Source organism: Streptomyces sp. NPDC017943 (assembly GCF_044328425.1).
GTDB lineage: Bacteria > Actinomycetota > Actinomycetes > Streptomycetales > Streptomycetaceae > Streptomyces > Streptomyces djakartensis_A.
Genome location: NZ_JBIRHH010000030.1, coordinates 1 through 11,640 on the forward strand (window position 1 = coordinate 1; position 11,640 = coordinate 11,640).

At 62.0% G+C, this 11,640-nt stretch carries 5 protein-coding genes and 4 pseudogenes; 2 read left to right on the forward strand and 7 right to left on the reverse strand.

Annotated features, from left to right (window positions below; translation table 11 throughout):
- Positions 1-709 precede the first annotated feature (709 nt).
- The 3 genes from ACH4C6_RS34930 to ACH4C6_RS34940 form a co-directional block, all read right to left on the reverse strand.
- Entirely contained in the window at positions 710-1,180 is a 471-nt protein-coding gene (locus ACH4C6_RS34930) for a DIP1984 family protein (RefSeq protein WP_398112668.1), read from the reverse strand.
- A 508-nt stretch (positions 1,181-1,688) separates the two neighbouring features.
- On the reverse strand, positions 1,689-1,886 hold the full coding sequence (locus ACH4C6_RS34935; RefSeq protein ID WP_398112664.1) for a hypothetical protein: 198 nt from the start codon (positions 1,884-1,886) through the stop codon (positions 1,689-1,691).
- Between the two features lie 1,172 nt (positions 1,887-3,058).
- Positions 3,059-4,357 (reverse strand): hypothetical protein, encoded by a 1,299-nt coding sequence (locus tag ACH4C6_RS34940; protein ID WP_398112665.1) that lies wholly within the window; start codon positions 4,355-4,357, stop codon positions 3,059-3,061.
- A 316-nt stretch (positions 4,358-4,673) separates the two neighbouring features.
- Here ACH4C6_RS34940 and ACH4C6_RS34945 point away from each other — a divergent pair.
- Positions 4,674-5,424: pseudogene (locus ACH4C6_RS34945) on the forward strand (transposase family protein).
- Between the two features lie 60 nt (positions 5,425-5,484).
- Positions 5,485-6,117, forward strand: a pseudogene (locus ACH4C6_RS34950) (transposase family protein); the annotation flags it as partial.
- A 1,922-nt stretch (positions 6,118-8,039) separates the two neighbouring features.
- Here the strand turns inward: ACH4C6_RS34950 and ACH4C6_RS34955 are convergent.
- From ACH4C6_RS34955 to ACH4C6_RS34970, 4 genes and pseudogenes are all read right to left on the reverse strand, one after another.
- A complete protein-coding gene (locus ACH4C6_RS34955) occupies positions 8,040-8,243 on the reverse strand; it encodes a hypothetical protein (RefSeq protein WP_398112666.1) in 204 nt (67 codons plus the stop codon).
- A 131-nt stretch (positions 8,244-8,374) separates the two neighbouring features.
- The gene (locus tag ACH4C6_RS34960; RefSeq protein ID WP_398112667.1) at positions 8,375-8,896 is read right to left on the reverse strand and encodes a transposase; all 522 of its coding nucleotides are present in this window, start codon (positions 8,894-8,896) and stop codon (positions 8,375-8,377) included.
- Positions 8,893-9,087 (reverse strand): annotated as a pseudogene (locus ACH4C6_RS34965) (winged helix-turn-helix domain-containing protein); the annotation flags it as partial. The gene ACH4C6_RS34960 and the pseudogene ACH4C6_RS34965, both read right to left, overlap by 4 nt.
- Positions 9,072-9,320 (reverse strand): annotated as a pseudogene (locus ACH4C6_RS34970) (helix-turn-helix domain-containing protein); the annotation flags it as partial. The pseudogenes ACH4C6_RS34965 and ACH4C6_RS34970, both read right to left, overlap by 16 nt.
- Between the last annotated feature and the right edge of the window lie 2,320 nt (positions 9,321-11,640).

Sequence of the window (11,640 nt, forward strand, 5' to 3'; positions counted from 1 at the left end):
AGGACCCTCAGCAAGTCCCATCGTTGCAGGTCAAGGGCACTTTCCGTGTTTCTGATCAACTCTTGGACAGCCCACCTCGTGAAAGCACGAGGTTAAGCCATGCAGAGCGGATCCGGCGGAGCGGTAGGTACGACCGAGTTGTGGACGCTGTTTCAACGGGTGGTTCCGCCAAGAGTGGTCCCGCGCCCGTAGGATGGCGGCAAGCGGAGAGCCGGTGACCGCGAGTGCCTCGCGGCAGTCGCCGCCGGTCTTCGGGCCGGACTCGCTGACGGTCCACTGTCGCTTCGCCGAAGACGCTGTCAGGCCACCACCGCCTTCACCGATCCAGCCCACTTGATGCGCGCCCTGCGACAGTGTCTTCGTCAGATCCCATATAGGCACGAACTTATCGACGGATGACTCGCTGGCGCCGGACTCACACTGACGACATCAGTCTCGGACGTCAGCAACAGAGCCAGAGATCACCGTTCTCCCATAGCGTGACGTTGTGGATAGCCCCGAACCCGCCCTCACTGCCTCGGATCTGCACGTGGTGATGTGCTGTGCGATGTGCACTGTCACCTGTACGCGGTGCTGAGCTGCGCTGTTCATCGGGAGTCGAACCCCGCGTTGCTCTTCACGCGCCGGGAGTGGGTTGGAAGACCGCCAACCCTCGGTGCGTGCACGCCTCCGAAGCTGCTACCTGCTCCACATCGTTCGCCCTGCTAACTCAGTCCAGCAGATCGGCCTCCCAGTTCGAACGCTGGATCCGCGCATCGACCTCGCGGATCTCCTGGGCGAGTGCATCCGCCTGACCGCGTAGCTCCGCTACCGGAAGCGCGGAGAGCATCAGCAGCTCGGACCGAAGTTGCCGGCCGTAACTCCGCTCGCCCTTGCCCGCCGCAGCGTCCGCCGCCGCGGTGACCACAGAGTGACGCAACCGCAGGACATCCCGGCGTGCGAGGGCGTCGGTGAGCGTGCCGTCCACATCCATCTCAACGGTGGCATTGGTCCGGTTGATCCGCCGGATCAACGTTTCCAGAGCGTCCAGCACCTCACCGGCCTCAACCAGCAGCTGAGCCGCGTCCTCGGCGGGTGTCTCCCCTTCCTGGTAGCGCGCACTGTCGACGACGCGTGCTCGCAGTTGTTCTACACGGCGCGTCGCCTCCGCACGTTCGGCCAGTGCCTCAGCAAGCTTCACTGTCTCCACCTCCCTTTCCGTGAACCCGCATGACTATACGAGTGCGAACCAGCTCACTCGCACCTGAATCATCGATCCCCTGGAGCCCGGACCAGACACTGGAGTGAGAGCGGTCGCAGCTCTCGATGCCACGAGCAAGGGGCCGACCGTACGAACGGGAACGCAGCTCCAGCGCCACAGGACGCCGACCTGGCTATGCCGCTGCACGGCGAGGACGCCGCTTTCCTGCGCCGCTAAACGCGGGCCGGACCCGCCTCTACTACGGCGAGCAGGTTGGGGCGTACCTGGCCGGGCGCCCCGTCCCGCCGCTGCTGGCGACGGACGACGACGAGGACCTGCTGGGCCGTCAGGAGGCCGCCCGCTGGGCGGGGTGTCCATGTCGGTGTGCGACCGCTGCAGGAAGGACCAGGCCGCCTGCGGGCACCTGGTGCGCGCGGGCGGAGTCGAGCACTGGCCCCGCCCTCATGGAGCAGCGCGCTCACACCCCGCAGGCTGCCGCCGCGCTCGACTATCCGGCCAGCCAGACCCGCCGCGCCAGTGTCCGCGCCGACGTCAGCCTCAGCGGCCGACAGAGCCCGGGGCGGGCGAAGGTGAGGTTGAGGGGTGTCTGGTGGCCGTGGAAGGGGAGGTCCCAGCTGTCGGTGAGGTCTGCGGGCTTCTCACTGTCACTGCCGGCTTCGCGGGGGATGAAATTGGCGTCGAACATGTCGACGTCTATGGCACTGGGCTGTGGTGGGGGAGGGGCAGGGGTGTGTGCTGGGCCTGCCGGTGGGCGGGATGAGGGAGGACGGAGGGGTATACGACGCGCGTGTGAGTGGCGAGGCCGCTGGGCGCTGCCCTGGGTTGCTGGGGCGGCAGTGGTGGGAGAGCCAGGCCGTGAAGCCGGGGTGTTACGACGGGAGTGCTGAGGAGTGAACCGGCGAGAGTGAGGGAATGGGGCCGGCTGGATGGGGTGACGGGAGTGCGGCCGGGGCTGCGCCCCCTCTCCCGGCCGGTGCGGGCCGGGCGAAGGGGGTCCGAACCGAACAGGGCCGGACGCGTTGTTCCTCATCGCGTCGGCAAGGAAGTCATCGCTGTCTTCCGACAGTGCTTCCGTTAAGTCATGGTCGTCTGGGGACCGGACGTGCCGGTGGGATGGAGGAACTGAGGGTAAGTGGTTTCCAACGGCTCCAGACTCTGCACGGATTCGACATAAGCTGGGCGGGCTCCGCAACATCCGCCCCTCTTGACTTTGCGCATATTGCGGCTGTTCCGCGAGCTGCCGGTTTACCTCCGCGGCCGACAGGCCCGCCCCTGCCTTACCTCCGTGGCCCGAGCGCTGCACGCGCGCGGATGAAGCTCCATCGCCACCCCAGTACCCCGACGACGCTGTCCGCGTTGTCGCGCTGGTCTGGACGTCCCCGCACCACCGGCCCCCGCCCTGCTCTGGTCAGAACAACGCGGCTGGCGCACCGCGCTCCCCCGCTGGCACCCGCTCGGCCAGGACACACCATCCCCCCAGCCTCGACGTGCGCCATGTCGCCACCGGCGCGACCTGAGCAGCCGTCCAGTGGGCGGACAGGCCGTCCCAGACCAGGCGGTGATCAAGTACCGCCTGGCGAGGGGGCGCCTGCTCAGCCTCGGACAGCACCTGACTTCCCGCGAGCAGTAGAGCTCGTACCCAGGTTCAACTCGCCAGCGAAGCACGACGGTTCTTCCACCGCCGTCAGCGCTAGCCGCACTTCGTCCGCGGATACTTACACGGCTGGCACGTCCGCTACACCCTCGAAGAGAACTCTTTGAGTTTCTGATCAATGGGCATGCGCAGGGTTCTGAGGGCTGTTTGGCGAGATGGCCCTCGGCGAGCTCAACTCCAGAAGGTGGCCGATGGTAATCAGTTCAACGGCTCTGGGATGATCCCGGAGCCAACTGTGTGCCGTTCATGTGCCTGAAGCTTTGGAGCCCAATCCCTACCCTAGAACTTCTTGCCAATTCGGGGGTGGGAGCGGCCGTCATTCTGGCTATCTCAGTAACTGGTGGCTTAGACGGCACCCAGCCGCAACTATTATCCCACTTCGCATTGTTACTTTCGGCCGCAGCGTGCCATTTTATGACGTGCCACCGTTCGTTTTCCGGTAGAGCATTATATGCACGGCTAAGAATATTCAGCAGCGTCACTTTGTCCTGCTGGGCCTGTTCGGAAAAAGGCGAATCGCGCATTGATTCTTTTAAGGTCTCGGCAAGCCCTGAAGTCAAATTCAGGTGACGAGCATACCAGCACCAGTCGTCTCCGAATTCAACCGGCACCCGGAAGGGGCCCCTCCCGTATTCAGCTGACCAATTTCCTCCGACGTAGTGGTGAAGGGTATTGAATACAAATCTGGCCTCGTCGATTTCCCTATCATTCGGATTGTCCCGCTCCGCGGCCAGGACGGGATCCCAAGGCAGGCTGTGGTAGAGCCCGAATTCGGCTCGGGTGTTTTCATAATCGCCATCTCGAGCAAGATCCAGAGCAAAACGAACAGCGGCCACCTGTAGCATTCGGGCCCGCCGCCCTAAATCCTTCACAATGTGCTCTTCTGTCAAGTATTCAAAAATATCGTGGTTTAGGTGTTTCGTTGGGTCAAATTCCGCAACCTTGCCCCTCATGGTGACTCCCCTGAAATAATTTTCCACCTCCATCTCGGCCCGGCGCCCAGATATGATGTCGTCAGCCACATGGTGGAGGAGTGCCGAGTCGGAGCTGTCCCGATGTGCATTTGGTGAGAGGCGAATCAGCTGCATTACACGGTTGACGTACACTGGCCACTTGTCCGTTAGAATAGAAGTTTCTTCCGAACGCACACTGGCTCGCAAATAGGCTTCATGTAAGGGCTCGCCAGCCTGGGCGTGCGGGTTCCACTTATAGATGGGAGTGTTCGCCCTAGACTCTTCGATGGCCATGAGTCTTTTCGCATCTGATCCGTAGAGGCAACCGTAACTTCCAAAATTCCCTTTGAACTGGTAGTTGTACTCGACTTCCGTTTTCGGGGCGACGAGCGTTGAATCGGTCCTGTCCCGTTCCAAGTACCCGTTGTCTATCAAGGCGCGATAGGTATCGGGACTATATTCAGAATCATTTTCGTTGACATGGTGGTATAACCCGTATTTCTGTACAATTTTACGAAGGGCTATAGATTGAACATTGGTGAGTGGCATGCGAGGGCTCCTTCCGAGATATTTTGCACCTTCCTCATTTTGGACAGCCAAGGGAGAAGATGCAAGTCGCTTCTGTTGCAAAAAGTAGCCACCGGTCGGGTGACGGCCGTGTCCGCCAGCGTCGCCCCTCTATGCAGCTCAAAAGCCGGTCAAACCCAGATGAATCGTGCGCCCTGCGGGGGTGATTGAAAAAGCTCATTGAGTTTCTTCGAGCGGGCCACCGATCGGGTGACAGTCCCGTGAAGCGCAACGAGCGAGGCCCCCGGGCAGTTGATCGAGATGTCTGACGTCTCAACCACGCTGCTCAGGGGCCTCGTTGGTCATCTATCCTGCCGCACTCGACCTGCCACATGCGCTCGTGGAGTGGGTCACCATGCTCATCGTCACCCCGTGAGGGTGACCGCCGCTGCAAGCTCCGTCCGTCCCAGCGTGCGGACGTGGCACTGGTGTACCTGCGCGAGCACACCACCCTGGCGAAAGTCGCTGCCGGGTTCGGGATCAGCGAGTCCACCGCCCACGCCTACACCAGCACGGTCATCGACCTCCTCGCCGACCGTGCACCGGGCCTGCTGAAGGTCCTACGCGAGCAGATGCCGGACTTCGTGCTCCTGGAGGGCACGCTCGCCGAGTGCGACCGGGTCGGCGACGGACGGGCCGACTACTCCGACAAGCACCGTCGGCACGGGGTGAACGTGCAGGTAGTCACCGATCCGGACGGCCGGCTGCTGTGGCTCTCGCCCGCGCTGCCGGGCCGCTCCCACGACCTGACCGCCGCCCGCACGCACCGGATCATCCGCATCTGCGAGCGCCAGGGCGTCCCCATCCTCGCCGATTTCGCTACCCAGGGCGGTGGCCCCTGGCTGACCACGGGCATCAACCGCAGGCCCCTGCGGGAACTCATCCCTACCGAGAAGACCGTCAACCGGGCTCTGGCCGCGGCACGGGCACCAGTTGAGCGCGGCGTGGCCTGCCTGAAGTCCTGGCGCATCTTCCGCAGGTCCCGCTGCAGCCCCAACCGCATGACGTCAATCGCCAAAGCCATTCTCACCCTGGAGCGGCAACGCTGAAGAAGCTCATTGAGCCTGTCTCACACTGTGCTGGAGGGCGAAATGGCCTGGTCGGCGGGTGTGCTCACGCTGGTGCACCAGGGGAAGAACGAGACGTTCTCGCAGCTCGGAGCCGGTTTCGGGATGTCGCAGGCCACCGCCTGGCGGTACGTCGACAAGACCCTGGACATCCTGGCCCGCCGGGCACCCGGTCTCCATGAGGCCCTCACCGGACTCGGTGAAGGCGACCACGTGATCGTTGACGGCACCCTGATCCCCATCGACGGGATCGGCGCGGACGAGCCCAACTACTCGACAAAGCACCGCCGGCATGGGATGAACGTGCAGGACATCAACCGATCCCGACGGCACGCCGCTGTGGTTTTCGGCCGCGACACCGAGCCGCACCCACGATCTGACAGCCGAGCAAGCTCAGCATCGTCCATGCACGCCTCACCAGACACGCCTTCATCCTGGCCGACCGCACCTATCAGGCCGCCGGCACCACCTTCCGCACTGCTGCTACCACTACTGCGAACAGCCCCAGCATTATCAGCAGTCCAACCGCAACCACGCCGGACTCAGAGCTCCCGGAAACGCGCCCTCGCTCAGCGGACATCCTGGCGCATCCTCCACCGAGCCCAATGCTCCACCCGCTGCATCAGCATGGTCGTCGCGGCTGTCCAAACGCCCCTGAACTGCAGCTATTCAGGATTGCCCTTGCGTCGGAGGGACGTAGAGGTGCGCATTGGCGCAACTCTCGCGAAGCTGTCGCAAGTACATCGCCACAGGCTGCCAACGGCATATATCAGTAGAAAATTTGGCATGATGATGTGAACCTCCACCGGTCGGCGGATCTCCTATCACGAGCGTCTCCCGCCTGTCATTTTACTCGGTCCGAAAAGGGGCCTTGTCGCGGACGCTTCATGCTGCGAGGCAGGATTCAATCCTGCCTGGCTTCTACGGAGCGCGGAAATTGGATAGAGGGAGGCGGCTCTGGGAATGGGCATAGGTCTTTTTGCTCTGCTGGGATCCCAATCCCCTTTCCACATGCTGCTGTCGCTCGAATGGTCTTTATGCCACTTCTCCACAACCTGCCTCTCCTCCGCCGGCAACCCCCAGTACGCGGCAGTCAGAGCGTCATGGATTCCCGATGTCGACGATTCTCCCCTCGGTGCGCGAAAATTATGCGCGTACAGCGCCTGTGCCGTCTCACCGGATAGCCCCACGTCCGGCATGGGCAGAGGGCTAGGGCCCGCAGTGCGGAGCCCCGTCACCTGAGATTTGATCATCATTGCGATGCAGCTAGTCGGCCGGGGCAACAAGAAGGGATTCCCTTGGTTCGTGAAATATTCCTCACCGACACCGGACTCCAAAAAATGAAGAAACTCAAAATCGCGCCTGGCCTTATCCGTTGCATGATTCTGACTCCTTGAAAGCTCAGGATCCCACATGAGAGGAAGCCAGGAATCATAGTAAGTCTTTAGCGCCTCACGCGCATTGGATATAACAAAGCGTTCTTTCCCTCTGCTTTTCGCCTTGAGTAGGCACATAGATCTAGCGGCAACTGTCGCATTCAGTCGAAGTCTACGTACATCGTCGGACAGGCGATTATACCCAGCGTGGTCAGCTATCATCAAAGACAGCTCTGCGGGCACATGCTTTAAGAGGCCACCCGCAACGGTTTCCTGCAGAAGATGGGACTGAAATTCTGCCGCCTTTGCGTCATCAGCTCCGTCCACCATCCCCCAAGCGCCTTGCCGTTCCCGCTCTTGTATATCATTCCACACCCAACGCTTCCATTTCTCCTCGAGGCCGAGGTAGCCTCGATGTGCTACGCGAACGCTTTGACGCATATACACTGTGTAGTGAGATGCCCCGGAATTCGGCGATGGGTTAAATGCGTACACGGGAATAGCGTATGGGCGCTCCTGTTCTGCCATCTGTCTATCGGTATAGTGATTCTCAACCCCGAAAGGGGTTCTTTTCACGTAAGGCCGCAGAGCATCCAATACTTCAAATGCGAGGTTGGGTATTACAATCCATTCACCCGCTCGCCGGAAGTAGCCTTTCTCTAGCAGAGACTTCACGGTTGAACCGGGGTACATATCTGCAGGAAAATATTCATGCAATCCGAATCTGTGCACGACTTCTGACAATAGATCATTTTCATCAGCACTGAGGGCCGGAAGAGGCATCGGTGCAATCTCCCTAGTTCGCGATATGCCGAGACGTTGCTTAGTCTGCGGCTCAGTAGATCGAGGTACGGTGACGCGGCTGACGTCTTTGACGTGGTCGAGGAGATTCGGAGCCGGCATGGTGCCCGAGCCGGCAGCGTGATCAGCACGGTGCGTGTGGCTCATCGCCAATGAGCACTTGATCGGCGGATGCCCGTCCCTGCCAGCGCAGCGCAAGCCCGCCCCGACGCCGCCTCACCGTGCCAAGCCCGTCACGGTCGGCATCTGCAGTTATTACGACTACGGCCCTAAGTCGCACGAGGCGGGTGCCTTCAGGGGGCACTGATCGCTGCGCGGTGAAACCACAAGCCACCGTTGTCCGGTAACGCTCCACGAGCGCCAGTGGCTTTAGGCCCTCACCTTCTAAGCCGCGTCTCCTGTCTGTCACCACAGTTGCCTTTACCAGTTGCGAGGCCAGGAACGGCCGTAGAGGTCGGGCAGGGGTGGGGGCGGCTTGCCGACGGCAGCCGCCACGGCCTCGGCCCGACACCGCTGCTCCTTGACGATGTTGCGGCAGAAGCGGTCGTCGTGGCCGGCCACCCGGTGACCGGACGGGATGCTACAGGTGACGCAGGTCAGGTCCAGATTGAGACGACGGTACACGGCCTGGACAGACAGGAGGGCGACACCGGTCAAGGCAGCCACCACGATGGGGATCACAGACAGTACTGATCTTTTCGTAAGTTCGGTGGGTGTGTTGAGTGGATGGTCGGGCCGGTGTGGGCGAGGAAGGATCATGGCAGTTGTGGGTTGTGGTTGATGCGGTGGATGCCTTGTTCGGTGGCGTCGGCGACATCGGCGAAGTGGTCGCCGGCGAGGTTGGCGAGTTCACATTTCTTGAGCGAGGACCGCAGCAGTTCCACCGGATTGAGCTCGGGAGCGTAGGCGGGTAATCGTTCCAGGGTGAGCCGGTCGTGCTCGGCGGCCCACGCCCGCATCGCGCGGCTCCAGTGGGCGGACAGGCCGTCCCAGACCAGGACGACTCGCTCGCCGCGGTAGCACGCCTTCATCTGCTCGAGGACTTCAATGAGAGCGGTGGTGTCGTAGCTGCCGGGCTTGAGGTGGAAGCACAGGCGGGCCCCGCGTTCGGAATCGGTGAAGTGGTAGCCCAGGGCCCCGGCCATCGACGCTCGCTTCCAGTGCAGGCGGTGCCGCAGCAGCAGGATCCGGCCACGGGGTGCGTCGGTGCGGCGGATCTGAGGCAACTGCAAGACTCCTGATCCGTCGCCGAACACGATCGAGGCACGTTTCTTCACAGCCCCTTCTTGATGCGCGGCCACTTGTGCGCGATCCAACGGGCGATCTCTGACTCGTCCCGTTCGACCGCCTGCCGCTCGGGACATTGCAGACTCCACCCGAGCCGGCCGGTCAGCAGTCGCCACACCGACGCCCTCGACAGCACCACTCCCGTCACACGCTCCGCGACGGTGCCTACTCGCTCCAGGCTCCACCGGTCGGCCTCGAACCCATGAGTCTGACTCCTCGCGCCAACGCGGCCCGGACCTTCTCGACCTGGGCATCGTCCAGCCTGGGCGGACGACCGGTAGCCGCACGCCGCCGCAGGGCCGAAACGCCGCCTTCCTCCCACACTCGACGCCAACGCCGCACACTCTCGGCACACACCCCACCCGCCAGCGCGATCTGCGCATTCGAGACACCGTCCTCGAACAACTCGACCGCCCGAACACGACGCGCCTACGCCAACTGAGGCCGCGACAAGGAAGGAAGAGACGAGCCAGCAGTGAAGACGAGGGTTGATAAACCACCCCGAAAGCCTCCCACTCGCAAGGCCACCACACCCCCCGAAAAGATCAGTAGGGTTCGCTCCCGGAAGGTGGTGTGGCGGTGGATTGCTGAACGTGCTCTGTAGGTCTGCCGTTGAGCATCGCCCTACCGACGACATCGCAGCCGCGGTTCTTCCCATTTGCTCAGTGCCCGGGCAGAGGGAAGGACGACGTGTACGGCTTCGCTGATCAGCACGTGTCACCGGTGTCGGCGGGCCCGCACGGGTCCACTAGAACTGGTCGGACAGGAGAGGAGTGAGGTAGTTGTCCATCGTGCCGAAGCGCCACCCCGCGATTTGTCCGACCCGTACGTTGTGGGGGGCTGGGGTGTGTCGGGGAAGTGGTCACCAGGGACTCTGTTCAACTCCATCGGGGTAGCAACCTGGCCTGCTCTACCGCGGCAAGTCTCAAGCTCACTTTGACGCTTGGCCGGCGCCCACGCCCCCGTAGCTGCGGCCGCAGGGCGCCGCCGTCCGTCAGGGCAGACAGCCGGATGATCTCGCCTGGCCCACGTACCCGGGTGGGGGGCGTGACTGAGGACACCGTGGGGTTGGCATGCCCGCAAGCGGTGCAGGCGGGCGGCGAACACCACGGTTGCGTTGACCCCCGGTGCGCCCGTCCCTCGATGGCCGCGAGCTCAGCCGCGCCAGCGCGTGCCTGGTCTTCGAGCGCGCGTGCGGCGTCGGTGGCCCTGGGTTCCAACCTGTGTCAACCGGCAAGGTCGGCAACAGGGACCGGCCGGGCAGTCACCGGAGGCCTCCCAATGCGCACTACGGCAGCTATCTGGTGGCTCTTTCATGCGTCGTCGCTTGCAGTCGAAAATTTCCGCAGTCGCCACCTGCGGACGACGCCATTATTGTGGGCGCCGTTCCGCACCCCGCTACCGGAATTTGGTACTTGGGAGGCGCAATTTCATAGAATTACGAGCGCTGCCTAATTTGGCCCTGCTCGGCGCGCAGTCTGCGGGATCACGGGCATTACCGAGAGCCCAGCTTCAACTCTACGCGCGGTAGTCTGACCCGGCTCAACGGGCACCTCAGTGCCGGAGGACGGGAAGTGCGCCTCTGCGGACTGAGCGGCCTTGATGCGCATCTGCTCCTGAGCCACCAGTTTTACCTGGTTGGGTCCGTGATTCAATGCGCTATCGGCGAGCGCTTCTCTTATATTCCTATCTTCAAAAAGTGGCTGAAGATATTGCAAGCTCGGGTAGGTCCTCGCGAGGTCTCGGAGCTGGTGGGCCCACGAGTGCTTCCATATATCGCGCCGCGTATCAGACTGCGTCGCCGTAACCGCTCCGCGAAAGGAAGTCTCACTGGCTAGCACGGCAAGGTCCGTCACCTGTTTATTCTCGGATCTGACGGTGACCACACCTCCCGCATCACAATTAATGCTGCGTCTGTCAGTATCGCTGTCAGACATGTAAATGGCTGAGCACGCAGCGGACCACTTGCCATCGACCTCGATCTGCCGGAGAATTGTCATCTCCGTGGGAGTGAGCTGTCTCGGCATACATCCCTCCATTCGGCGTAAACAGTGCTTGGCTTGTGCGGCGAGCTGGGGAGCTACTGCTGTCACTGTTAATTCAGCAGATCTTCTTTGATAGATCGTGATGGCATTGCCGAGGTGACTGCCGGAATGCCTCGATCCATTCCAGTTGTGCGCGTATCTTGTGAATATGTGAAAGGTGCTCGATCGGCGCTTCTGCTGCTTTAGTCCTCAAGCGGGAGTAATGTGCAGGGGTCTCCGCTGCACATCAGCAGATAAGTGCGAGAAGCGACTCTGCGCTGCAAATGTAGGCTTGCGCTGTTCGCGCTCTAAGGCGCACTTTCGGGCGTCGGATCAGGCCAATCACTCGGATTGCGCTGAGTACGGGGCGATGAACTATCACGAGTTGAGGCAGCGCTCGTCGCCGCAGCCGTGGTGGGCTGTGATGTCAACTGCGGGGGCAAGCAAGGGATCGAGGGCATGGAGATGAACATACAACTTCCGATCTCGGCTGCTGAGATAACCCGTGCAAATGTCATGTTCATGCACGTATCATTTCGTGGCTACGTGAAAGGCTAGACCTACTGGATTAACGTCTACTTGTTCGAGTGGTTGTCAGCTTCTGAAGCGGAAGGCCTAGGTGTGCTGACCGGAGAGGTTGGTGATGCGGCTGGCTGGTGTGTGGCCGCTGATTCCGGTGTGGGGTCGGTGGTAGTTGTACCAGTCCAGCC

What these genes read in the sequence shown, in the direction of transcription:
- ACH4C6_RS34940 (WP_398112665.1), bottom strand. Translation starts at nt 4,357, where the DNA reads ATGCCACTCACCAATGTTCAATCTATAGCCCTTCGTAAAATTGTACAG.
- ACH4C6_RS34935 (WP_398112664.1), bottom strand. Translation starts at nt 1,886, where the DNA reads ATGTTCGACGCCAATTTCATCCCCCGCGAAGCCGGCAGTGACAGTGAG.